26 protein-coding genes and 1 tRNA gene are annotated in these 21700 nt (G+C 66.1%); 18 read left to right on the top strand and 9 right to left on the bottom strand.

The annotated features are described in order from the left end of the window. Positions 1–6 precede the first annotated feature (6 nt). The 11 genes from metK (at position 7) to AC1DVR_RS17105 (ending at position 9097) form a co-directional block, all read left to right on the top strand. Entirely contained in the window at positions 7–1185 is a 1179-nt protein-coding gene (gene metK, locus AC1DVR_RS17155; RefSeq protein ID WP_478001821.1) for a methionine adenosyltransferase, read from the top strand. Positions 1186–1293: 108 nt separating this feature from the next. Next, the gene (locus tag AC1DVR_RS17150; protein ID WP_478001820.1) at positions 1294–1665 is read left to right on the top strand and encodes an ArsR/SmtB family transcription factor; all 372 of its coding nucleotides are present in this window, start codon (positions 1294–1296) and stop codon (positions 1663–1665) included. Continuing rightward, on the top strand, positions 1658–2122 hold the full coding sequence (locus AC1DVR_RS17145; protein ID WP_478001819.1) for an SRPBCC family protein: 465 nt from the start codon (positions 1658–1660) through the stop codon (positions 2120–2122). The genes AC1DVR_RS17150 and AC1DVR_RS17145 overlap by 8 nt, the downstream gene beginning before the upstream one ends. Continuing rightward, positions 2115–2543: a GFA family protein gene (locus tag AC1DVR_RS17140; protein ID WP_478001818.1), complete on the top strand. Its 429-nt coding sequence runs from the start codon at positions 2115–2117 to the stop codon at positions 2541–2543. Before AC1DVR_RS17145 ends, AC1DVR_RS17140 begins: the two co-directional genes overlap by 8 nt. Positions 2544–2629: 86 nt before the next feature. Beyond that, the gene (gene queF / locus AC1DVR_RS17135) at positions 2630–3094 is read left to right on the top strand and encodes a preQ(1) synthase (protein WP_478001817.1); all 465 of its coding nucleotides are present in this window, start codon (positions 2630–2632) and stop codon (positions 3092–3094) included. Continuing rightward, positions 3094–3786, top strand: a complete 693-nt coding sequence (trmB, locus tag AC1DVR_RS17130) for a tRNA (guanine(46)-N(7))-methyltransferase TrmB (RefSeq protein ID WP_478001816.1) — start codon at positions 3094–3096, stop codon at positions 3784–3786. Before queF ends, trmB begins: the two co-directional genes overlap by 1 nt. 216 nt (positions 3787–4002) lie before the next feature. Continuing rightward, a complete protein-coding gene (aroA, locus tag AC1DVR_RS17125) occupies positions 4003–5355 on the top strand; it encodes a 3-phosphoshikimate 1-carboxyvinyltransferase (RefSeq protein ID WP_478001815.1) in 1353 nt (450 codons plus the stop codon). A gap of 27 nt (positions 5356–5382) precedes the next feature. Continuing rightward, the gene (locus AC1DVR_RS17120; protein WP_478001814.1) at positions 5383–5862 is read left to right on the top strand and encodes a hypothetical protein; all 480 of its coding nucleotides are present in this window, start codon (positions 5383–5385) and stop codon (positions 5860–5862) included. Positions 5863–5924: 62 nt separating this feature from the next. Further along, positions 5925–6524 (top strand): (d)CMP kinase, encoded by a 600-nt coding sequence (locus tag AC1DVR_RS17115; RefSeq protein WP_478001813.1) that lies wholly within the window; start codon positions 5925–5927, stop codon positions 6522–6524. After that, the gene (locus tag AC1DVR_RS17110) at positions 6521–7321 is read left to right on the top strand and encodes an SDR family NAD(P)-dependent oxidoreductase (RefSeq protein ID WP_478001812.1); all 801 of its coding nucleotides are present in this window, start codon (positions 6521–6523) and stop codon (positions 7319–7321) included. The genes AC1DVR_RS17115 and AC1DVR_RS17110 overlap by 4 nt, the downstream gene beginning before the upstream one ends. A 21-nt stretch (positions 7322–7342) precedes the next feature. After that, positions 7343–9097: a glycosyltransferase family protein gene (locus AC1DVR_RS17105; protein WP_478001811.1), complete on the top strand. Its 1755-nt coding sequence runs from the start codon at positions 7343–7345 to the stop codon at positions 9095–9097. A 57-nt stretch (positions 9098–9154) separates the two neighbouring features. Here the strand turns inward: AC1DVR_RS17105 and AC1DVR_RS17100 are convergent, their stop codons facing one another. The 4 genes from AC1DVR_RS17100 to miaB form a co-directional block, all read right to left on the bottom strand. Further along, positions 9155–10171: a PhoH family protein gene (locus AC1DVR_RS17100; protein ID WP_478001810.1), complete on the bottom strand. Its 1017-nt coding sequence runs from the start codon at positions 10169–10171 to the stop codon at positions 9155–9157. A 276-nt stretch (positions 10172–10447) separates the two neighbouring features. Continuing rightward, positions 10448–10798, bottom strand: coding sequence for a hypothetical protein (locus tag AC1DVR_RS17095; RefSeq protein ID WP_478001809.1), 351 nt, complete (start codon positions 10796–10798; stop codon positions 10448–10450). After that, positions 10798–11391 (bottom strand): OmpA family protein, encoded by a 594-nt coding sequence (locus AC1DVR_RS17090; RefSeq protein WP_478001808.1) that lies wholly within the window; start codon positions 11389–11391, stop codon positions 10798–10800. The genes AC1DVR_RS17095 and AC1DVR_RS17090 overlap by 1 nt, the downstream gene beginning before the upstream one ends. Positions 11392–11687: 296 nt before the next feature. Next, complete coding sequence (gene miaB, locus AC1DVR_RS17085) at positions 11688–12998, bottom strand: tRNA (N6-isopentenyl adenosine(37)-C2)-methylthiotransferase MiaB (RefSeq protein WP_478001807.1); 1311 nt, start codon at positions 12996–12998, stop codon at positions 11688–11690. Positions 12999–13151: 153 nt separating this feature from the next. Between miaB and AC1DVR_RS17080 the strand changes: the two genes are divergently transcribed. Beyond that, positions 13152–14021, top strand: coding sequence for a hypothetical protein (locus tag AC1DVR_RS17080; RefSeq protein WP_478001806.1), 870 nt, complete (start codon positions 13152–13154; stop codon positions 14019–14021). A 135-nt stretch (positions 14022–14156) separates the two neighbouring features. Here AC1DVR_RS17080 and irrA read toward each other — a convergent pair whose 3' ends face one another. After that, positions 14157–14597 (bottom strand): iron response transcriptional regulator IrrA, encoded by a 441-nt coding sequence (gene irrA / locus AC1DVR_RS17075; protein WP_478001805.1) that lies wholly within the window; start codon positions 14595–14597, stop codon positions 14157–14159. 53 nt (positions 14598–14650) lie between these two features. Next, on the bottom strand, positions 14651–15841 hold the full coding sequence (gene nhaA, locus AC1DVR_RS17070; RefSeq protein ID WP_478001804.1) for a Na+/H+ antiporter NhaA: 1191 nt from the start codon (positions 15839–15841) through the stop codon (positions 14651–14653). Positions 15842–16001: 160 nt separating this feature from the next. Here nhaA and fabA point away from each other — a divergent pair, with 160 nt between their 5' ends. From fabA to AC1DVR_RS17045, 5 genes are all read left to right on the top strand, one after another. Then, positions 16002–16511, top strand: a complete 510-nt coding sequence (gene fabA / locus AC1DVR_RS17065) for a bifunctional 3-hydroxydecanoyl-ACP dehydratase/trans-2-decenoyl-ACP isomerase (RefSeq protein WP_478001803.1) — start codon at positions 16002–16004, stop codon at positions 16509–16511. Positions 16512–16542: 31 nt separating this feature from the next. Then, the gene (gene fabB / locus AC1DVR_RS17060; protein WP_478001802.1) at positions 16543–17772 is read left to right on the top strand and encodes a beta-ketoacyl-ACP synthase I; all 1230 of its coding nucleotides are present in this window, start codon (positions 16543–16545) and stop codon (positions 17770–17772) included. A 64-nt stretch (positions 17773–17836) separates the two neighbouring features. Beyond that, on the top strand, positions 17837–18625 hold the full coding sequence (locus AC1DVR_RS17055; protein WP_478001801.1) for an enoyl-ACP reductase FabI: 789 nt from the start codon (positions 17837–17839) through the stop codon (positions 18623–18625). 117 nt (positions 18626–18742) lie between these two features. Next, positions 18743–19147: a VOC family protein gene (locus AC1DVR_RS17050; protein WP_478001800.1), complete on the top strand. Its 405-nt coding sequence runs from the start codon at positions 18743–18745 to the stop codon at positions 19145–19147. 114 nt (positions 19148–19261) lie between these two features. After that, entirely contained in the window at positions 19262–19666 is a 405-nt protein-coding gene (locus AC1DVR_RS17045; RefSeq protein WP_478001799.1) for a VOC family protein, read from the top strand. Positions 19667–19786: 120 nt separating this feature from the next. Here AC1DVR_RS17045 and AC1DVR_RS17040 read toward each other — a convergent pair. The 3 genes from AC1DVR_RS17040 to AC1DVR_RS17030 form a co-directional block, all read right to left on the bottom strand. Then, positions 19787–19860: transfer RNA gene (locus AC1DVR_RS17040), tRNA-Gly, on the bottom strand. 34 nt (positions 19861–19894) lie between these two features. Next, the gene (locus tag AC1DVR_RS17035) at positions 19895–20587 is read right to left on the bottom strand and encodes a Stf0 family sulfotransferase (RefSeq protein ID WP_478001798.1); all 693 of its coding nucleotides are present in this window, start codon (positions 20585–20587) and stop codon (positions 19895–19897) included. Beyond that, positions 20584–21237, bottom strand: a complete 654-nt coding sequence (locus tag AC1DVR_RS17030) for an SOS response-associated peptidase (RefSeq protein ID WP_478001797.1) — start codon at positions 21235–21237, stop codon at positions 20584–20586. The genes AC1DVR_RS17035 and AC1DVR_RS17030 overlap by 4 nt, the downstream gene beginning before the upstream one ends. 191 nt (positions 21238–21428) lie before the next feature. Here AC1DVR_RS17030 and AC1DVR_RS17025 point away from each other — a divergent pair. Next, on the top strand, positions 21429–21700 hold a 272-nt coding region (locus AC1DVR_RS17025; protein ID WP_478001796.1), incomplete at its 3' end, for a GcrA family cell cycle regulator.

The following is a 21700-nucleotide window of genomic DNA, read 5'->3' as shown; positions in this document are numbered from 1 at the left end:
TCCCCCATGATTTCGACCTCGCCGCGTAAGTCCTATGTCTTCACCTCTGAATCCGTATCAGAGGGGCATCCTGATAAATTGTGTGACCGCGTGTCGGACGCGGTCCTGGACGCCTTCCTGACCGAGGAACCCCACGCGCGCGTCGCCWGCGAGACCTTCGCCACCACCGGCCGGGTCGTTGTGGGCGGTGAGGTCGGCCTGTCCGACAAGAAAGCGCTCAAGGCGATGATGGAGCGGGTCGAGGACATCGTGCGCGGCTGCGTCAAGGACATCGGCTACGAACAGGACGAGTTCCACTGGAACACGCTGAAGGTGCAGAACTACCTGCACAAGCAATCCGCCCATATCGCGCAAGGCGTGGACCGCGACGGCGCGGGCGATCAGGGCATCATGTTCGGCTATGCCTGCCGCGAGACGCCGGAACTGATGCCGGCGCCGATCCAGTATTCCCACGCCATCCTGCGCCGCCTGGCCGAAGCGCGCAAATCCGGCGCCGAGCCGACGCTGCGCCCGGATGCCAAATCGCAACTGACCCTGCGCTATGAAGACGGCGTCCCGGTCGAAGTGATGTCGATCGTGCTGAGCCACCAGCACGCCCACGACACGCAATCCTCCGACGACATCCGCGCGATTGTGGAGCCCTATATCCGCGCGGTTCTGCCTTCGGGCTGGATCACCGAGAAGACGGAATGGTGGGTCAACCCGACCGGGACCTTCGTGATCGGCGGTCCGGATGGCGATGCGGGCCTGACGGGCCGCAAGATCATCGTGGACACCTATGGCGGGGCGGCACCGCATGGCGGCGGCGCCTTCTCGGGCAAGGATCCGACCAAGGTCGACCGCTCGGCCGCCTATGCCGCGCGCTATCTGGCCAAGAACGTGGTGGCCGCAGGCCTCGCCGACCGCTGCACGCTGCAGGTCTCCTACGCCATCGGCGTGGCCAAGCCCCTGTCGATCTATGTCGACACCCATGGCACCGGCCAGGTCGAGGAAGCGCAGATCGAAAAGGCCGTGGCAGACTGCATGGACCTGACCCCGCGCGGCATCCGCACGCATCTGGGCCTGAACAAGCCGATCTACGCCCGGACCTCGGCCTATGGCCACTTCGGCCGCGCGCCGACCGAGGACGGCGGCTTCTCCTGGGAACGCACCGATCTGGTCGATGCGCTGAAGAAAGCCGTCTGAGTCCGGTCTGAGCCTATCCAAAGCCCGCGCCCCTTCGGGACGCGGGCTTTTTGCTGCAGCATTGCATTAGCGTTGACTCATTGATTAGCCAATGCTAATGATTATCCCATGATCCAGGACCCCAATCTTTCCGCCCTGATGCGCGCCTTGGCCGACCCGACGCGGCGCACGCTTTATGAGCGCCTGTCGCAGGTGCCGGAGCTGACCGTGGCCGACCTGACCAAGGGCAGCGGCGTCACCCAAGGCGCCGTCTCGCAGCATCTGAAGGCTTTGCGGCTCGCCGGTCTCGTGGCGGAACGCCCGCAGGGCCGGAACGTGCATTACCGTGCCACGCCTGAGGGGCTCGCCCCCCTCGCCACCTGGTTCGACCATTACGGCCAGTTCTGGCGCCAGAGCTTCGGCGATCTGCGCGCCCTGTTGCAGCAGATGGACCCAAAGCCAGACCCAACGATTGACAGCAAGGACAATTCCGATGCCTGAGCCATTGGCCACGATCACCGTGGAAGAAGACTTCCCCCATGCCCCCGCCCTGATGTGGCGCGCCCTGACCGAGGGGGCGCTGATGGCGCGCTGGATGATGCCGCCGCAGGGCTTTGCCGCGGTGGAGGGCCAGGATTTCACCTTTCAGACCAAGCCGGCGGGTCTGTGGGATGGCACGATCCGCTGCCGCGTGCTGAAAGTGCTGCCGCGCGAAAGGCTGGTCTACAGTTGGCAGGGCGGCGATGACGGCAATGTCGGCTACGGCTCGCGCCTTTCGACCACGGTGACGATGACCCTGACGCCCACGCCCACCGGCACGCGGCTGAAGGTCGAACACGCGGGCTTCGAACTGCCGCGCAACGCTTTCGCGCATGAAAACATGAGCAAGGGCTGGGTCACCCTGATGCCCCGCCTGAACGAGGCGGCGCGCGATGCCGATGCGGTGCCGCATGCGTGATCCCGTGAAGAGCCCGATCACCGGAGGCTGCCTCTGCGGCGCCCTGCGCTACAGCGCCGAAGCCGAACCTTTGGTCATGGTCGCTTGCCAATGCCTCGACTGCCAGAAGGACAGCGGCACCGGCCATGCCTGCCATGTGCTTTTCCCGCGCGCGGCGGTGACGGTGACCGGCGCGGCCAGCTTCTGGCCGATGCGCGGCGACAGCGGCACGATCAAGACCCGCGCCTTCTGCCCCACCTGCGGCACCCCGGTCTATGGCACGTTCGAGGCGCAGCCGGGCCTCTTCGCCGTCCGCGCCGCCTCGCTCGACGACCCTTCGCTCTATCAGCCGAAGTTCGTGGCCTACCACAGCCGGGCGCAGGCTTGGGACCATCTCGACCCCGCCCTGCCCCGGTTTGACACCATGCCTGCCAGCGCCTGACTGCGGACGTGACCCTGCGGAGGACTTGCCAAGCGCCGGGTTTTCAGGCAGCAGGCCCGGATTCCAAACCGGTGCGAGGCTGCCCCATGTCCAAAACCGATGTTTCCGGCCTGACCCAGCTTGGCCAGGCGACCACCCTGCCCGAAGGCCCCGATCAGGCCATTCTGGAGCGGGTGCCGGCCAGCCATGCCGGCACGCTCTACGTCGTGCGCTTCACGGCGCCCGAGTTCACCTCGCTCTGCCCGATGACCGGGCAGCCGGATTTCGCCCATATCGTCATCGACTATGTGCCGAAGGACTGGCTGGTGGAATCGAAGTCGCTGAAGCTTTACCTGCATTCTTTCCGCAACCATGGCGCCTTCCACGAGGATTGCTCGCTGGATATCGCCAAGAAACTGGTGGCGCTGCTCAACCCGGAATGGCTGCGGATCGGCGCCTATTGGTATCCGCGCGGCGGGATTCCGATTGATGTCTTCTGGCAGACCGGCGCGCCTCCCGAAGGCGTCTGGATCCCCGATCAGGGCGTCGCCCCCTACCGGGGTCGCGGCTGATGGAGGCCGAAACCCCGACCCCGCGCCGCAACTTCTATGGCCGGATCCGCGGCAAGACCCTGCGGGCGAGCCAGAAGGACTACCTGGCCGAGGACCTCGGCCCGATGACCCTGAATGGCGTCACGCGCGAGGAAAACCCGGCGCGCAGCCTGGTCGAGATGGAGCCCTGGCGCCAGGGCCGGCCGCTCTGGCTCGAAATCGGCTTTGGCGGCGGCGAGCATATGGTGCATATGGCCGAGACCTATCCGGAAGTGGCGCTCCTTGGCGCCGAGCCCTTCGTCAATGGCATCGCGATGCTTCTGGGCAAGATCCGCAAAGCCGGGGTCACCAACCTGCGCCTGCATCCCGGCGATGTGCGCGACCTGTTCGAGGTCTTGCCCGCGGCGGGGGTGGAGAAGGCTTTCCTGAACTACCCCGACCCTTGGCCCAAGGCGCGCCACCACCGCCGGCGCTTTGTGACGCCGGATTACCTCGCCGCCCTTCACCGCGTGCTGGTGCCGGGGGCCGAGTTCCGCGTGGCGACCGACATCCCCGATTACGTCCGCCAGACGCTGGAAGAGGTGCCGCAGGCCGGGTTTACGCTGGTCGATCAGGGCAGCACGCCCTGGGCCGACTGGTTTTCGACCCGCTACGAGCAAAAGGCCCTGCGCGAAGGCCGGGCGCCGCATTACCTGACCTTCCGCCGGGCCTGAGCGCTGATCCAAAGGCGCGCTTTCGCGCATTGTTTTTTCTCGCCTCTGGCCTGCGGCCAACCGGCTCGGGCGCTGCCTCCGGCGGGAGTATTTGGGCAGAGGGCAAAGGGGGGGGTGGCTGGTCTGGTCTGCGGCGGGCACTGGCTTGTGACCGCTGGAGGGTGGACCCTGTGGCCTGCTTGCGCTATCAGGCGGGTGGAACGAGAGGAGACCCCCATGTCCGCCCACGGCCTTGCCCAACCGATGATCGCCCATAAATCCGGCCCGCTGAAAGGCACGGCCTCGGTGCCGGGGGACAAGTCGATCAGCCACCGCGCGCTGATCTTTGGCGCCATGGCGGTGGGGGAGACGACGATCACCGGGCTGCTGGAAGGCCAGGACGTGCTCGACACCGCCAAGGCGATGCGGGCCTTTGGCGCGACCGTAATGCAGCATGGGCCGGGCGCCTGGTCGGTGCAGGGGGTGGGCGTGGGCGGCTTTCAGGAGCCTGCCGATGTGATCGACTGCGGCAATTCGGGCACCGGCGTGCGCCTGATCATGGGGTGCATGGCCACGACGCCGATCACCGCGACCTTCACCGGCGATGCCTCCTTGCGCAAGCGGCCGATGGGGCGGGTGACCGATCCTTTGAGCCTGTTCGGCACCCAGGCCTTTGGCCGCAAGGGTGGGCGCCTGCCGATGACCGTGGTGGGTGCGGCCCATGCCGTGCCGGTGCGCTATGCTTTGCCCGTGGCCTCGGCCCAGGTCAAATCGGCGATCCTGCTGGCGGGGCTGAACGCGCCGGGCCAGACCGTGGTGATCGAGAAAGAGCCGACCCGCGACCATTCGGAGCGGATGCTTCTGGGCTTTGGCGCAGAGCTGACGGTGGAGAAGACCGCCGAGGGCAATGTCATCACCCTGACCGGCCAGCCGGAGCTTCGGCCGCAGACGGTGGCGGTGCCGCGCGATCCGTCCTCGGCCGCCTTCCCGGTGTGTGCCGCGCTGATCGTTGAAAATTCCGACATTTTCGTGCCCGGAGTCAGCCAGAACCTGACCCGCAATGGTCTTTATCTGACATTGGTCGAAATGGGCGCCGAGATCGAGTTCCAGAACCCCCGCACCGAGGGCGGTGAGCCGGTGGCCGATTTGCGCGTGCGCTTCAGTGGCAACATGAAGGGCATCGAGGTGCCGCCCGAGCGGGCGCCCTCCATGATCGACGAATATCCGATCCTGTCGGTCGTGGCTTCTTTCGCCACGGGCAAGACCGTGATGCGCGGCGTCAAGGAATTGCGTGTCAAGGAAAGCGACCGGATCGACGCCATGGCGCGCGGGCTTGAGGCTTGCGGCGTGACGATCGAGGAAGACGAGGATACGCTGATCGTCCACGGCATGGGCCCGGGCGGCATGCCGGGCGGCGCCACGGCCAAGACCCATATCGACCACCGGATCGCGATGAGCTTTCTGGTCGCCGGGATGGCGTCACAAAAGCCGGTCTCGATCGACGACGCCTCGCCCATCGTCACCTCCTTCCCGATTTTCGAAAGCCTGATGACCGGGCTGGGCGCCCGCCTCTCGCATGGGGCGCTTTGACGGCAAAGCCGGAAGGCAGAGGATATCATGCGGTTTCTGAACTGGGCTCTGGCCCTGACCACGCTTGCGTTCTTTGCGCTGCTGGCCTGGTATATCGTGCCCGCGCTCGTGGCCGATGCCTCGGGCGGGTTGCCGTTCGACCTGCGGGTCGATGGCTATGACCTCGAAGAGGCGCGGGCCTATCTGGCGGCGCTGTCGCCGGCCGGCACCGCGCTTTACCTTGGGATGGCGCGGCTGGCCGACACGCTGTTCCCGATCCTTCTGACCCTGACGCTGTGCCTGCCCCTGCGCGGGCGCGGCCAGCTGTGGTTCCTGCCCGCATTGGCCTATGGCATCTTCGATCTGGCCGAGAATGTCGCCGTGGCCCGCCTGTTGCGGCTGGGGATGGATGTGGGCGCGGGGCCGGTGTCGGTGGCCTCGGGCTTCACGCAAGCCAAGTTCTTGGCGCTGGCCCTGGCGCTTGTGCTGGCATTGATCGCAACCTGGCAGGCCTGGCGCAAACGCTGACACCATCGGTTTGACGCGAAGGCCCCGCCATCCTAGGCTTGGCCCGCACGAAGGAGCGCGCGATGATTTTCACGGTCGCCATCGACGGCCCGGCTGCGGCGGGCAAGGGCACCATCGGGCGCGAAATCGCCCGGCGCTTCGGCTTTGCCCATCTCGACACCGGGCTGTTGTACCGCGCCGTCGGCGTGAAGGGCGGTGACCCGGTTGCCGCCGCCCGCACGCTGACCCCCGAGGATCTGGCCCGGCCCGACCTGCGCTCGCTTGCCGCGGGGCAGGAAGCCAGCCGGGTGGCCGTGCTGCCCGAGGTCCGCGCCGCCCTGACCGAATTTCAGCGCCGCTTTGCCCGCGCCCCCGGTGGCGCCGTTCTCGATGGCCGCGACATCGGCACCGTGATCTGCCCCGAGGCCGAGGTGAAGCTTTACGTGACCGCCAGCGCCCAGGTCCGCGCCCATCGCCGCTGGCTCGAGGTCGGCGGCGACGCGGCCCAGGTTCTGGCCGAGGTTCAGGAGCGTGACGCCCGCGACATGTCACGGGCCGAGGCCCCCTTACGCCCGGCCGAAGATGCCATCATGCTCGACACATCCGAAATGACGGTGGACGAGGCGGTTCAGGCCGCCGTCGCCGCCGTGGAAACCCGCCTTGAGGAAAGGGCTGCATCATGACCTTGGCTTCCTTCACCGGACTGAAGATTCCTGACCTCGCCGGCAAGGCGGTGCTGATCACCGGCGCCTCGACTGGGATCGGCGCCGCCATGGCGCAGGCCTTTGCCGCGCAGGGCGCACTGGTCGGCCTGCATTTTAACGCCAGCGTCGAGGCGGCGGAGGCTTTGGCGGCGGAGATCACCGCGTCCGGCGGCCAGGTGGCGCTGATCCGCGCCGATGTCTCGACCGGGGCCGGGGCGAAGTCGGCGGTGGATCAGGCGGTGGCGGCCTTCGGGCGTCTGGATGGCCTGATCAACAACGCCGGTGGCATGGTGCGGCGGGTGACCTATGAGAATGCCACCGAGAAGGACTATGACGATATCATGGACCTCAACGCCCGTTCGGTCGTGGTGGCCACGGCGGCGGCGATCCCGCATCTGAAGGCGGCTGCCAGGGATGACAGCGGCTTCATCATCAACACGACCTCGATTGCGGCGCGCAACGGGGCTTCGGGCGGGGCCGGGCTTTACGGCTCCTCCAAGGCTTTCGTGCATGACATGACCCGCGGGCTGGCCAAGGAGATGATCCCCTTCGGCATCCGCGTCAACGCCGTGGCGCCGGGGGTGATCACCACGCCCTTCCACGAGCGTTACTCCTCCGCCGCCCAGCTGGCCGCCAACCTTGCCACCGTGCCGCAGGGCCGCCTCGGGCTGGCCGAGGATTGCGCCGGGGCCTACCTCTTCCTCGCCAGCCGGGCGCTGTCGGGCTATATCATCGGTCAGGTGATCGAGGTGAACGGCGGCCAGTTGATGCCCTGAGCCGGCCTTGGGGGAGCTTGCATGACCGCGCCCGGCCTGACCCTCTTGCAGGCGCTGCTCTGGCCCGATCCGCAGCTTTGCCCCGACCCGGGCCTGACCCTGCGCTTGCGGGCGGGGGCGCGGCTGAACGGGCAAGGGATCGGCTTTGACGCAGGCGGGGCGGTCGATTTCGACACCGCCTTCAACCTCTTCCCCCTGGCCAAATGGCGCAAGTTTTGCGCCCTCGACGACCTCCGGCTTGCCCTGCGCGGCGAGGGGCGCTTTCAGCTGACCGTCAGCGGGCTTGGCCCCGAGCCTTGCGATATCCTGACCTGCGAAGTCGATCTTTCCGAGTTCCCGCTGATCGACCTCACCCCTGCCCTGCACCGCGATGCGCCGGTGCTGGCGATCCGCCTGCGCGCCCTGACTCCCGGCCATCTGAAGGCGGCCGAGTGGCAGACCGCGCAGACGCCGCTATGCCAGCCCAAGATCGTGCTCGGCATCACCACCTTTCACCGCGAGGCGGCGGTTTCGGCCGCTGCCGCGCGCTTTGCCGCCTTCGCCAAGAAGCAGAAGGATCTGCATCTCGTCGTGGTCGACAATGGCCAAAGCCTGCGCCTGCCCGCGCTGGAGGGCGTCACGGTGATCCCGAGCCGCAACCTCGGCGGTGCGGGCGGTTTTGCGCGCTGCCTGCACGCGGCGCGGGACATCGGGGCGAGCCATGCGATCTTCATGGATGACGATGCGGCCATCGACATGGGGGCGATTGCGCGGGTCAGGGCGTTTTTGTCCTATGCCACCGACCCGGCCACGGCGGTCTATGGCGGGTTGACGCAAGGCGCCGATCCGACGCGGATTTTCGAAAGCGGCGCCACGTTTCGGCTGATCTGCCGCCCGCTGCATCGCGGGCTGGACCTGACCTCCACCGCCGCCGCCGTGGCGCTGGAGAGCGAGACCTTCGACAAGCCCTTCGACTTCTACGCAGGCTTCTGGTTCCTGGCCTTCCCCCTGGCCGCGGTCCGGCACGAGCCCTTCCCCTTCTTCGTGCGCGGCGATGACATTGCCTTTTCGCTCTCCAACCCCTTCCGCTTTACCACGCTCCCCGGGGTGATCTGCTTTCAGGATCAGGATTTTGCCGCCAAGGAGGGCGCCCTCACGCTTTACCTTGAACTGCGCAACCACCTGATCCAGCACCTCGCCCTGCCGCAGATCGCGCTGAGCCGCTGGCAGCTTGCCCGCATCGCGATGATCTTCTTCGGCCGCAGCCTGCTCCAGCACCATGTCGATTCCCTGCGGGCCCTGAACCTCGCCATCGAGGATGTCCTGCGTGGCCCGGGCTATTTCGCCACCCACGCCGACCTTGCCGAACGCCGCGCCGAGATTGCAGCCCAAGCGCGCGAGGAGGTCTGGCGCCCCCTGACCAAGCCGCCCGAAACACGCCAGCGCATCAACCCGCAGGCCCGCGTCACACGAGCCGTGCTTCTGGCCACGCTCAACGGCCTGTTCCTGCCCTTCTATGCCAGCTTCGCCAATCACATCACGCTCAGCCCCGATCAAAGGGGCCGCTTCGGCCCGGCGCTGGGGGCGAGCCAGATCTCTTATGTCGACGCCAGGGGTCAAAGGACCATGACGGTGCGGCAGAACAAGCGCGCCCTTCTGGCCCAGGCCCTGCGTGGCGTCGGCAATGTCCTGCGGTTATTGGCCGGGCACAAAAGGCTGGAAAAACAGTGGCGCACGGGCTTTGCGGCCCTGACCAGCGCCGCCTTCTGGGATGCGGAATTCCAACGCCGCGAATGAAAATGAGGGGGGCAAACGCCCCCTCATCCTGCATTATTCCAACATTCCGCCCCGGGTTCAGCCCTGGGCTTCGTCGGCCTCGTAAGCCTCGATGATCCGCCCCACCAAGGGATGGCGCACCACGTCTTTCGAGGTGAAGTAGTTGAAGCTGACGCCCTTGACCCCCTTCAGGATCCGCTCGGCCTCGGCCAGACCCGAGGCGGTGCCACGCGGCAGGTCAACTTGGGTGCGGTCGCCGGTGATCACCATGCGGCTGCCCTCGCCCAGACGGGTCAGGAACATCTTCATCTGCATCGAGGTGGCGTTCTGCGCCTCGTCCAGCACTACAAAGGCATTCGACAGCGTGCGCCCGCGCATGAAGGCCAGCGGCGCAATCTCGATCCGCTTTTCTTCCAGCAACTTCTGCACCTGCTTGGCGGGAAGGAAGTCGTTCAGCGCGTCGTAAAGCGGCTGCATATAGGGATCGACTTTTTCCTTCATGTCGCCGGGCAGGAAGCCCAGACGCTCGCCCGCCTCGACGGCCGGACGGCTGAGGATGATCTTTTCGACCGCGCCCGAGATGAACATGGTCACACCGACCGCCACCGCCAGATAGGTCTTGCCGGTGCCCGCAGGCCCGATGCCAAAGCCCATCTCGTGCGAGAACAGGTTGGCCACGTAGTTCTTCTGCGCCTCGGTCCGGGCCTCGACCCCCTTCTTGCGGGTGCGAATCTCCATCGCCCCGGTCTGGAACATCTCGATCTGGTCGCCGAGCGGGCGGACCTGATCACTGGCCGGGCGACCCATGCGGATCGAGCCGTCGATGTCGCCAGCCGAGATATGTTTGCCCGCCTCAAGCCGGGCGTAAAGCCCGCGCAAAACGGCGCAGGCCTGCTCGCGGGCAGAGCGGTCGCCGATCACCGCAAGTCGATTGCCACGCCGCAACACATGCACACCCGTCTGATGCTCAACCTGTGCGAGGTTCCGGTCAAATTCGCCGCACAGTTCGATCAAGAGGCGATTGTCCGGGAATTCCACCAATGTTTCCACGATGTCTTCCGGACGGGTCGGGGGGGTCAGCGCGCTGATGCCCAATGGGCTCTCCTTCTGGTGCTAGATTCAGTCGAAGCTGTCAGGTCTTACGCAATCTGTAGTTCCGTAAGGCAAGTTTGAGCCTGCAGAGGCTTTGAGTCCAGAGCGGATTTCGCTTGCAGCTTCACACTTGCTGAAGGGTGCGACTTTACGATGACAAAATAGGCACGGATCAAACGCCTTCAAGGCGGCGGCAGGCGCCGGCACCGGCAATCGGCAAAAAAACAAGGGGCTGCAGCACGCTGCAGCCCCTTTGACACTCGTGACGCCACACTAATCTCAGTTGACCGGAACCCAATCCGGCATGCCCGGATTTTGCCGACGGTAATCGCCCAGCACGGTGCCCGGCGGATAGAGGTTGTTGCAGACCGGCAGGCCGGATTTCGGGTCATAGCGGCGACCCGAATAGCCCTCGGCCCCGTCGTCGATGATCCAGCCCTGGCAGCCATCCGGGTCATAGGCGATGGCGGCCTGGCTGTCGCGCAGGGCGCTGCCGTCGATCCCGGTGTCATGCGAGGTGGCAATCACCTCGCCCGCGCCCGGTTGATAGGGCGCAAGGTCGCTGCAGGCCGAAAGCGTGCCGACCGCGACTAGCCCGGCCAGAACCTTGGAGAGAGAAACCACACGCATCAGTTTTGCCCCCAAGTATAGCAGACCACTTCAACGCGGCGGTTCTGTTGCATGCCCGCAGCCGTCGCATTCGAGGCGATGGGCTGGCGTTCACCAAAGCCAAGCTGGCGCTGGACCACGCCGCCGACCGAGCGGGCGACATCGCCCACCGCTGCAGCCCGGCGCTGCGACAGCTTCATGTTGTATTCATCCGAGGCACGGCTGTCGGTATGACCGTAGATCGCGTAGCCAAAGGCCCCGGCGCTCTGGAAAAACGCGGTCAGGCGGCGACGCCCCTCGCCGGTCAGCTGCGCCGAGTCGGTGGCGAACAGCGTGTCGGTGTTGGCGGTCAGGCAGGTGTTCTTGGCCAGACAGACCGGCCTGCCGGTCTTGGGATTGACGCGGTCCAGCATATAGCCTTCCAGCCCGCCATCCGCCCACCAGTGCATGCAGCCGTCGTCATCGACCCAGATGCCCCAATTGATCTTGCCCGCGACCTGCGGCGGCGGCTGCACAGCCACCCCCTGCGCCATCGCGAAATTTGCTCCGAACAGCCCAGCCGACAGGGCCCCCGCCCCTATCGCCATCCTCAGAGCGCTGGAAATACGTTCCACAGCCAAGGCCTCCTAAAATTGTCCCAAAAGTCCGCGCCCCATGCCGCGCCTTTGCCACAGAATTGCCTTGCCCCCCGCACGAAGTAAAGCAAAAACCAGACTAAGCATTTGAAGTTACAGGTTAATTGTTGACCCATCGGAACCAGAGCCAAAGATGGTAAATCATTGAAGCGAGTCTGGAAACATGTTGCCACATTTTAGCCATGATTGTTTTTTCCCGCCCGCCACAAAATGCGGCACAAATGAGAACGGCGGCCACAAGGGGCCGCCGCACCACCGGACAGAGAATCAGCGCCTCAGCCGAGGGGCACCGCCGCGAGAGAGTTGCTGGAGGCGCCAGTGATCCGCACCCGCACCAGATCGCCGACCTGGGCGCCCTCATGCGCGACATGGACCGCCATCAGATGTTCGGACTTGCCCACCATCTGCCCCGCCATCCGGCCCGGCTTTTCGTAAAGCACCGTGGTCTCGCGCCCGACCATCGCCTCTTGCGCGGCGCGCTGCTGGCTGGTGATCAGCGCCTGCAGGGCGTGCAGGCGGGCGTCGGCAACCTCGGCCGGCAGTTCGGGCTTCTCGGCGGCGGGCGTGCCCGGACGGGGCGAGTATTTGAAGGTGTAACAGGCGCCATAGCCGACCTCGCGCACGAGGTTCAGCGTGTCCTCGAAGTCCTGATCGGTCTCACCCGGGAAGCCCACGATGAAATCCGAGGAAAACAGGATATCCGGCCGCGCCGCCCGGAACCGGTCCAGCAGGCGCAGATAGCCCCCCGCCGTATGCTTGCGGTTCATCGCCTTCAGGATGCGGTCCGAACCCGATTGCACCGGCAGATGCAGATAGGGCATCAGCTTGGGCTGGTTGCCATGCGCCGCGATCAGATCGTCGGTCATGTCGTTGGGGTGGCTGGTCATGTAGCGGATCCGCTCCAGCCCCTCGATCTTGGCCAGCTCGTCAATCAGATGGGCCAGGCCCAGATCGCGGCCCGCGCTCTGGCCGTGATAGGCGTTCACATTCTGCCCCAGCAGCGAGATTTCCTTGACCCCGCGCGACACCAGGCCCCGCGCCTCGGCCAGAACGCGGTCCACCGGACGGCTGGTTTCGGCGCCACGGGTATAGGGCACGACACAGAAGGCGCAGAACTTGTCGCAGCCCTCCTGCACGGTCAGAAAGGCGGTCGGGCCGCGGCGGCCCTGGCGTTCGGGCAAGAGGTCGAACTTCGATTCGGCGGGAAAGTCGGTGTCGACCGGGCTGCCGCCCTTGCGGGTCAGCTCGGGCAGGCGGTGATAGGCTTGCGGCCCCACGACCAGATCCACCAAGGGCATCCGCCGCATGATCTCGGCCCCTTCGGCCTGGGCGATGCAGCCGGTCACCCCGATCTTCATGTCGGGCCGCGCCTGTTTCAGGGACCGCATCCGGCCGAGGTCGGAATAGAGCTTCTCCCCCGCCTTCTCGCGAATGTGGCAGGTGTTCAGCAGGACAAGGTCGGCCTCTTCGGCCACCTCGGTCGTCACATACCCCTCCGGCGCCATGGCCTCGGCCATGCGCTCGCTGTCATAGACATTCATCTGGCAGCCATAGGTCTTGATGAAAAGCTTCTTGAGGTCGGACATGAGGGGCACGGATGTTGGGGACAATCCGCCCATACGCCAAGCGCGCCGCCTTGGCAACGCCGGCGCCCAAATCGGGGCGTGGGCGAGGACCCGCAGCCCCTTGCGTTAGGCGCGGCCATGCGAGACGTTGGGGCAAAGACCGCACGGTGATGGATGCACTACAACACGCTTGACGACTTTCTGGAGACGGGCAAGGCGGCGCTGGCCAAGGGGCCGGTGGCGATCATCCTGGCCGAGGATGCGGTCGAGGTCGCCTCGACCCTGCGCCACCATCTGGAGGCGGGCTTCGTCCAGGTCCTGCTGCTGACCGACCCTTCGGTGCCCCTGGACGTGGCACTGGCGCCGCGCGTGCACCGGATCGACTATGACGCCCTGGCCGATCAGGCGATGATGACGGCGGTCAACCGCGTGGCCGAGGCCGCGCCGGGGATCTGGCTTTATTACTGCTACAACGCCGAATATCTCTTCCACCCGTTTTGCGAGACCCGCAACATCCGCGAAGCGCTGGCCTTCCACACCGAAGAACGCCGCGATGCCATGCTGTCCTATGTCGTCGATCTTTACGCCGACGATCTGGAGGCTTTCCCCAATGCTGTCTCGCTGGAGCGCGCCCATCTCGACCGGTCGGGCTATTACGCGCTGGGGCGGCCAGATGTCGCCAACCACAACCACCCCAAGGAGCGCCAGCTGGATTTCTTCGGGGGCTTGCGCTGGCGGTTCGAGGAGCATGTGCCGCCAGCCCGGCGCAAGATCGACCGGATCTGCCTGTTCCGCGCCAGGCCGGGGCTGATCCTGCGCCCGGATTTCACCTTCTCGGACGAGGAATACAACACCTATTCCTGCCCCTGGCATCACAACATCACCACCGCCGTGGCCAGCTTTCGCACCGCCAAGGCGCTGAAAACCAACGCGGGCTCGCGCTTCGATATCCAGACCTTCCGCTGGCACAATTCGACCCCCTTCACCTGGTCGAGCCAGCAGCTGATGGATCTGGGGTTGATGGAACCGGGCCAGTGGTTCTGAACGCCGGGTGGCGCGATCCCGATTTTTCGGCGAAAAATCGTGCCTGCCCTGGCGCTGCGGCAGATACGATTCCAACCTGATTTTTCGCAGAAAAATCGTGCCCCCCTCGATTTTTCTGCGAAAAATCGGCGCCGCTCAGGCGCGGCGCAGGCGGATCACCACGTCGACGCGGGCAATCTCGGTCCCCTCGGGGGCCTCGGGCAGCGCGGTGATCCGGATCTGGTCGGCAGGCGCATCGGTCAGGGCGTGGCTGTCTTCCCAGTAGAAATGCGGGTGATCGTCCATCCGCGTGTCGAAATAGCTGCGCGCCCCATCGACCACGACCTCGTTCATCAGGCCCGCCGCGCAAAAGGCGCGCAGCGTGTTGTAGACGGTGGCCAGGCTGACCTTCTCGCCAGCCCCACCGGTCAGGGCAAACAGGCTCTCCGCCGTGACATGGCGGTTCTCGCCGTCGCCGACCAGAAGCCGCGCCAGGGCCAGCCGCTGCCGCGTCGGACGCAATCCGCCACGCGCCAACCACTCCGTTGCGCGCAGGGCCTCGGGCCCCATCGGATTGAACTGCATCTCAGACGTCATGCCGCTGTCACCCTGTTCTGCCAAGATCGCACCCGCCACCGCGAGCCTGCCGACTATACAAGCGCCGGGTCCGCATGGCCAGAGAGCATGCGCAACAGCACCAGCCCCGCCCCCGCCGCGATCACCGAGGCCGCCAGAACCCCGAGCCGCACCGCATTCATCTCGGCCCCTTCGCCAAAGGCCAGGCCGCCGATGAACAGCGACATGGTAAAGCCGATCCCCGCCAGCAGGGACACCGCCGCCATATGCGGCCAGCGCATCCCGTCGGGCAGTTTTGCCAGCCCGGTCGCCACCATCAGCCCGGTCATCGCCATAACGCCGGCGAATTTGCCTACCAGAAGGCCCAGGCCCACGCCGAGCGCGATCTGCCCGCCGCTGCCGCCGAGGCTCAGATTGCCCAGGGGCAGGCCGGCATTGGCAAAGGCGAAGAGCGGCACGATCAGATAGGCCACATAGGGCTGCAAGGCATCGATCAGCTTATGCAGCGGCGAGCCACCGCTGCGGTCCGCCAGCGGAATGCAGAAGGCCAGAACCACCCCGGCCAAAGTGGCATGGATGCCCGATTTCAGCACCAGCACCCACAGAACCGCCCCCAGAAGCAGCGCCGGGCCGAGCCGCGCCACCTTCAGCCGGCAAAGCAGGATCAGCCCCGCCAGCGGCACCAGGGCCATCAGAAGATAGCTGACATTGAGGTCATGGCCGTAGAAGATCGCGATGATCAGGATCGCGCCCAGGTCATCCAGAATGGCCAAAGTCAGCAGAAAACTGCGCAGACCCGGCGGCAGGCCCTTGCCCGCCAGCGCCAGAATCCCCAGGGCGAAGGCGATGTCGGTGGCCGTGGGAATAGCCCAGCCCTGCCCGACGCCCACCCCGGCCGTCAGGCCCAGATAGACCAGCGCCGGAAAGGCCATGCCGCCCAGGGCCGCCAGCCCGGGCATCACCACCGCACTCGGGTCGCGCAGCTTGCCTTCCAGCATCTCGTATTTCAGCTCCAGCCCGACCGAGAGGAAGAACAAGGACATCAGCCCGTCATTCACCCACAGGATCAAGGGCTTGTCCAAGCCGCTTCCCCCGATCGCGATCGAGATCGGCGTGTCCAGAAAGCCCTGATAGGCCGCAGCAAGGGGCGAATTCGCCGCCAGAAGCGCCAGAAGTGTTGCGACGATCAGAACGATCCCCCCCCAGGCTTCCTGCGACAATCCTGTCGCGGCCTGCCCGCTCTCTGCGCCTGTCGCTGTGCTCATCCGCCGTCCTTCCCGTTGTTCAAGCCGTGTCTGACCAAGATAGGGAGCTTTGCCCCGGTCGCAATGGCGCCTTCGCAGGCTGCCACCCTTGCGCCCCCTTCTCACGAGATGTTACATGGGATGCAACAGGCATAGGCAGTTCCGGGGGGACCACGGCAGCATGAGCGCTTTTCCGACCACATTCGACAAGGAGGCGCTTCTGGCTTGCGCGCGCGGCGAACTTTTCGGCCCCGGCAATGCCCAGCTGCCCGCCCCGCCGATGCTCATGATGGACCGGATCACCGAAGTCTCGGAAGATGGCGGGGAATTCGGCAAGGGCCATATCGTGGCCGAGTTCGACATCACCCCCGACCTGTGGTTCTTCGCCTGCCACTTCCCCGGCAACCCGATCATGCCGGGCTGCCTCGGTCTTGACGGGCTCTGGCAGCTCACCGGGTTCAACCTCGGCTGGCGCGGCTGGCAGGGGCGCGGCTATGCGCTGGGCGTGGGTGAGGTCAAGCTCACCGGCATGGTGCGGCCCGACCGCAAGATGCTGCGCTATTTCGTCGATTTCACCAAGGCGCTGCAAACCCGGCGCCTGACCATGGGCGTGGCCAATGGCCGCGTCGAAGCGGACGGAGAAGTGATCTATCAGGTCACCGACATGAAAGTCGCCCTCTCTGCCAACTAATTCGGGCGACCCGCCCCGGAAAGGATATCCCATGCGTCGTGTTGTCATCACCGGCATCGGCATCATCTCTCCCATCGGCAATTCGGCCGAGGAGGTCGAGGCCTCGCTCCGCGCCGGCAAGTCCGGCATCGTCGCCGCCCCCGACTATGCCGAGCGCGGTTTCCGCAGCCAGGTCAAGGGCCAGCCGCAGATCGTGCTGGAAGACCATGTCGACAAGCGCGACCTGCGCTTCATGGGGCCGGGCGCTGCCTACAACTTCCTCGCCATGAAACAGGCGATCGCCGACAGCGGGCTGGAACCCTCGGACGTCTCCAACGAGCGTTCCGGCCTGATCATGGGCTCCGGCGGGCCCTCGACCTCGAACTTCTTCCAGGCCTTCGATGCGGTCGTCAACAAGGGCGCGCCCAAGAAGATGGGCCCCTTCATGGTCACGCGCTGCATGTCCTCGACCAATTCGGCCTGCCTGGCCACGCCCTTCAAGATCAAGGGCGTCAACTATTCGATCACCTCGGCCTGCTCGACCTCGGCGCATTGCATCGGCAATGGCGTGGAACAAATCCAGATGGGCAAGCAGGACATCGTCTTCGCCGGTGGCGGCGAGGAGCTGGACTGGACGCTGTCCTGCCTTTTCGACGCGATGGGCGCCATGTCCTCGAAATATAACGACAATCCCTCGACCGCCTCGCGCCCCTATGACGCGACGCGCGACGGCTTTGTCATCGCCGGCGGCGGCGGTGTCGTCGTGCTGGAAGAACTCTCCCACGCCCTTGCCCGCGGCGCCAAGATCTATGGCGAGGTCACCGGCTATGGCGCCACCTCCGACGGCTACGACATGGTCGCCCCTTCGGGCGAAGGTGGCGAGCGTGCGATGCGCCTGGCCATTTCGACCCTGCCCGAGGGCCGCCAGATCGACTATATCAACAGCCACGGCACCTCGACCGTCGTCGGCGACGTGACCGAGATCGAGGCGATCCGCCGCGTCTTCGGCAACGAGGCGCATCCGCCCGTCGCCTCGACAAAATCGCTGACCGGCCACTCGCTCGGCGCCACCGGGGTCCATGAGGCGATCTATTCGCTGATCATGATGAACAAGAGCTTCATGGCGGCCTCGGCCAATATCACCACGCTGGATCCGGCGCTGGACCCGTCCGAAATCGTGATGACCCTGCGCGACGGGGTGGAAATCGACAGCGTGCTGTCCAACAGCTTCGGTTTCGGCGGCACCAACGCGACTTTGGTGATGAGCAAGTATCGCGCCTGACGCAGCCGGGCGCGCGGCATTTATCAGGCCGAACCGGAAAACCGGGGCCTTTTAGGGGGACGTGATGGCGGAACTGATGAAGGGCAAGCGCGGCCTTGTCATGGGCGTGGCCAATGAACGCTCCATCGCCTGGGGCATCGCCAAGGCCTTGGCAGCCGAGGGGGCCGAGCTTGCCTTCTCCTACCAGGGCGAGGCTTTCGGCAAAAGGGTCGAGCCCCTGGCCGCCACGGTCGGATCGGACTTCCTGGTCGATGTCGACGTGACCAATGACGAAAGCCTGGACGCCTGCTTTGCCGCCCTGAAAGAGCGGTGGGGCACCATCGACTTCCTCGTCCATGCCATCGCGTTTTCCGACAAGAACGAGCTGACCGGGCGCTTCATCAACACCTCGCGCGGGAATTTCAGCCATTCGCTGGCGATCTCCTGCTTCTCCTTCATCGACGTGTCGCGCCGCGCCTCCGAACTGATGCCCGAGGGTGGTTCGCTGATCACCCTGACCTATGCCGGCTCGAACCGCGTCACGCCGAATTACAACGTGATGGGGGTCGCCAAGGCCGCGCTGGAATCTGCCACCCGCTACCTCGCCAATGACCTCGGCCCGCAAAAGATCCGCGTCAACGCGATCTCGCCCGGCCCGATGAAGACCCTGGCCGGGGCGGCGATCGGCGGCGCCCGCGCCACCTTCCGCTTCACCGAGGCCAATGCGCCGATGCGCCAGAACGCCACGTTGGAGGCCATCGGCGGCACCGCCGTCTGGCTCTGCTCGGACTACGGCAATTGCACCACGGGCGAGGTCGTCCATGTCGATTGCGGCTTCAACATTCTGGGCATGCCGCAGCAGGACAACATCTGAAGCCAGCTTTTGGCAAAAAGAAGCGCGGCGCCGCAGGGTGCCGCGCTTTTTGCTTGCCTGGCGTTGCGTGATCGGCCAACACTTAGCTTATTAGCTAACATTCAACAGAGGCCCGCCATGCCCCAAATGATCTTTGTAAACATTCCCGTCACCGACGTCGCCCGCAGCCGCAGCTTCTACGAGGCGCTCGGATTTTCCATCAACGAAAAGTTCTCCGACCCCAGCGGCGCCTGCGTCGTGGTCTCCGAGACGATCTATTTCATGATCCTGAACCACGAGAAATTCGCCAGTTTCGCGACCAAACCGCTGGCCGACCCCGCCACCAGCACCGCCGTCATGGTGGCGCTGAGCCAGGACAGCCGCGACGCGGTCGATGCGCTCACCGCCGCCGCACTCAAGGCTGGCGGCGCCGAACCCAAGCCCGCGATGGACATGGGCTTCATGTATGGCCGCAGCTTCGAGGACCCCGACGGCAATGTGCTGGAGGCTTTCTGGATGGACCCCGCCGCCGCCGCCCCCTGACCCCCCCTGCCCCTTTCATGCTTGCCCAAATATCCCCGCCGGAGGCCCCGACCGGCAGGGCTCACCCCGACCAGCCGCCTTGCCTCACCCCCCCCTTAGCGTCAGGACCGCGCCATGCCCCGCATGATCTTTCTCACCCTGCCCATCACCGACATCGCCCGCAGCCGCCGCTTCTACGAGGCGCTCGGCTTCACCATCAACGAGAAATTCTCCAACGAGACCTCGGCCTGCGTCGTCGTCTCCGAGGCGATCTATTTCATGCTGGCACCGCATGAGCAGTTCCGCCAGTTCTCGCCCAAACCGCTGGTCCTGCCCTCCGAAGGCGCCAGCGTGCTTATCGCCCTGTCCTGCGACAGCCGCGCCGAGGTCGATGCGATGACCGACGCCGCCCTCGCCGCCGGTGGCAAATCCCTCCACGAGCCGGAAGACCTCGGCTTCATGTATTCCCGCGCCTTCGAGGACCCCGACGGCAACGGCTTCGGCCCGATGTGGATGGACCCCGCAGCCGCACAGGGCTGACGGCCCGGCCCAAAGCCGCCCTGCACGCCCCCCCGCCCTTGCGCCTTTCAGTCTGGCACAAATATCCCCGCCGGAGGCCCCGGCCCGCCAAAGGCGCAATGGATCGGATTTGGTGGATTTTGGAGCGGGCGACGGGAATCGAACCCGTGTCTTTAGCTTGGAAGGCTAAGGTCTTACCATTACACAACGCCCGCGCTCCGCCTCTCATAGCATCCCGCGCGGGCAGGCTCAACACCCCCGGCGCCGTGCTTCGTCCCTAAAACGCGCCGCCCACTCCGCGCTGACCGCATCCGCCATCGGCCGGTTGCTGGCAGAGGGCCGCTGCCCCGCCGGCATCGGCAGGCCCAGAAAATCCAGAACCCGCTCCGCCACGCCCACCGGATCGGCCGCCAGCTCCTCATAGGTCAGCGCCAGGGGCGTTACGCCCCGGCGCGCAAACCAGTCCTGCCAGGCGCGATTCTGCGCCGCAGCCGCGTCGCGCCAGGTCCGGATCCGCTCGAAGTCGTAAGCCACCGCCGCCGGATGCGCCGCCTCTTCAAAGCCCAGATGCCAGGTCCCGCTGAGCTCCGCCTTCAACCGCGACACCGCCTGCGCCACCGTATCCAGCCGCCTGAGCCAGATCGCATGGCTCAGCCCCAGCCCCTGCATCCAGTCCCCGCCGAGGCCCGCCTCAACCTCGCCCAGCGTCTCCCACATCAGCCGCAGGCCCATGACCGCCCCGCCCTCACGCCCGGCGCGGCAGGCCGCCTGGCCATAGGCCCGCCAATCCTGCGGATCCACGCCCCAGTCCGCCGCATATTCCACCCGGTCCTCGGCGCGAAACCACGACTGCGGATGCCCGGCCCGGCCGGAGGAGCGCAGCAAATGGCAAAGGAGCGTGCTGCCACTGCGCGGCGTGGCGCAGATCACATAGCCTCTCACGCCTCGATCTCCTCGATCAGCTCCGGCCCGGTGGCGCGGTTCGAGTTCACCGCCCGCCCGACCCGATGCGCCTGCAAGACCCCGGGCGCCGTGGGCTTCATCAGCAAAGCCGCGCCATGCCCCGCCTCGCCGAGCCACAGGGGCCAATCCGCAGACTCCAGAATCAAAGGCTCGCGGTCATGGATGCCGCCCATGTTCGGCCCGGCATTCAGGGTCACGACGGCACAGGTCACCAGCTCCCCCCAGGGCGCATAAAGCCCGCCCAGGGCCAGCGGCGCCCCATCCTTCCGCGTGATGTACCAGGGCAGCCGCGCGCCATCCTCCCCCGCACTCCATTCGTAAAACCCGCTCGCCAGCACCAGACAGCGCCGCTGCCGGATCGCCTCGCGGAAGGCCGGCTTCTCCGCCACGGTGTCGGACCGCGCGTTGATGATCAAAGGCCCATCGGTCGGCGTCTTGTACCAGGATGGCACCAGCCCCCAGCGCATCGGCCGCAACCGCCGGCTCCCCGCGGTCGAGGTCACCACCGGCACCGCCTCGGTCGGGCAGATGTTGAAGCGCGGGCTTTCGGGCAGGTCATTGGCCGCCACCGCGCCAAACAGCGCAGCCAGGGCCTCGTTCGGATGGGTCAGGGTCAGGCGTCCACACATGAGGCCAATCTAGCGCATCGCCGCGCCGCATCAAAGACCCCGCCCGTCCAGCCCCTTGGCCCCGACTTCGCGTCACTCCCCCGCCTCCCGCGCCCTCGCCCCTTGAACTTGGCCGGTTGCGGCTGTATCTACGCACGTCCCGTCTAGAATGGCCCAGCTGGTGGCCATGGCGGCAATTGCGGAGTTTACCCATGTCCTGGACCGACGAGCGCGTCGAGACGCTCAAGAAGATGTGGGCCGAAGGCCAGTCAGCCAGCCAGATCGCCAAGGAACTCGGCGGGGTCACCCGCAATGCGGTGATCGGCAAGGTCCACCGGCTTGGCCTGTCCAACCGCGTCGGCCCGGCCACCACCGAGGAAGAGGCCGAAGAGGCCCCGGTCGCAGCCGATCCGCCGCCGAAAGCCGCCGAGCCGCCGCGCCCGGTCGAACCGGCACGCGCAGCCCCGGTCGAACAGCCGCGCCC

The organism is Rhodobacter sp. P2_H5, assembly GCF_056403335.1.
The sequence above is the reverse complement of the archived record's forward strand: the minus strand, read 5'-3'. Positions and strand labels throughout refer to the sequence as shown.

Excerpts from the sequence above, each read along its gene's own strand:
- AC1DVR_RS17050 (WP_478001800.1), top strand. The coding sequence starts at position 18,743 with ATGCCCCAAATGATCTTTGTAAACATTCCCGTCACCGACGTCGCCCGC.
- AC1DVR_RS17045 (WP_478001799.1), top strand. The coding sequence starts at position 19,262 with ATGCCCCGCATGATCTTTCTCACCCTGCCCATCACCGACATCGCCCGC.
- irrA (WP_478001805.1), bottom strand. The coding sequence starts at position 14,597 with ATGACGTCTGAGATGCAGTTCAATCCGATGGGGCCCGAGGCCCTGCGC.
- fabA (WP_478001803.1), top strand. The coding sequence starts at position 16,002 with ATGAGCGCTTTTCCGACCACATTCGACAAGGAGGCGCTTCTGGCTTGC.
- AC1DVR_RS17030 (WP_478001797.1), bottom strand. The coding sequence starts at position 21,237 with ATGTGTGGACGCCTGACCCTGACCCATCCGAACGAGGCCCTGGCTGCG.
- aroA (WP_478001815.1), top strand. The coding sequence starts at position 4,003 with ATGTCCGCCCACGGCCTTGCCCAACCGATGATCGCCCATAAATCCGGC.
- AC1DVR_RS17150 (WP_478001820.1), top strand. The coding sequence starts at position 1,294 with ATGATCCAGGACCCCAATCTTTCCGCCCTGATGCGCGCCTTGGCCGAC.
- AC1DVR_RS17105 (WP_478001811.1), top strand. The coding sequence starts at position 7,343 with ATGACCGCGCCCGGCCTGACCCTCTTGCAGGCGCTGCTCTGGCCCGAT.
- AC1DVR_RS17080 (WP_478001806.1), top strand. The coding sequence starts at position 13,152 with ATGCACTACAACACGCTTGACGACTTTCTGGAGACGGGCAAGGCGGCG.
- AC1DVR_RS17115 (WP_478001813.1), top strand. The coding sequence starts at position 5,925 with ATGATTTTCACGGTCGCCATCGACGGCCCGGCTGCGGCGGGCAAGGGC.
- nhaA (WP_478001804.1), bottom strand. The coding sequence starts at position 15,841 with ATGAGCACAGCGACAGGCGCAGAGAGCGGGCAGGCCGCGACAGGATTG.
- AC1DVR_RS17110 (WP_478001812.1), top strand. The coding sequence starts at position 6,521 with ATGACCTTGGCTTCCTTCACCGGACTGAAGATTCCTGACCTCGCCGGC.
- miaB (WP_478001807.1), bottom strand. The coding sequence starts at position 12,998 with ATGTCCGACCTCAAGAAGCTTTTCATCAAGACCTATGGCTGCCAGATG.
- AC1DVR_RS17120 (WP_478001814.1), top strand. The coding sequence starts at position 5,383 with ATGCGGTTTCTGAACTGGGCTCTGGCCCTGACCACGCTTGCGTTCTTT.
- trmB (WP_478001816.1), top strand. The coding sequence starts at position 3,094 with ATGGAGGCCGAAACCCCGACCCCGCGCCGCAACTTCTATGGCCGGATC.
- AC1DVR_RS17140 (WP_478001818.1), top strand. The coding sequence starts at position 2,115 with ATGCGTGATCCCGTGAAGAGCCCGATCACCGGAGGCTGCCTCTGCGGC.
- fabB (WP_478001802.1), top strand. The coding sequence starts at position 16,543 with ATGCGTCGTGTTGTCATCACCGGCATCGGCATCATCTCTCCCATCGGC.
- AC1DVR_RS17145 (WP_478001819.1), top strand. The coding sequence starts at position 1,658 with ATGCCTGAGCCATTGGCCACGATCACCGTGGAAGAAGACTTCCCCCAT.
- AC1DVR_RS17055 (WP_478001801.1), top strand. The coding sequence starts at position 17,837 with ATGGCGGAACTGATGAAGGGCAAGCGCGGCCTTGTCATGGGCGTGGCC.
- AC1DVR_RS17095 (WP_478001809.1), bottom strand. The coding sequence starts at position 10,798 with ATGCGTGTGGTTTCTCTCTCCAAGGTTCTGGCCGGGCTAGTCGCGGTC.
- queF (WP_478001817.1), top strand. The coding sequence starts at position 2,630 with ATGTCCAAAACCGATGTTTCCGGCCTGACCCAGCTTGGCCAGGCGACC.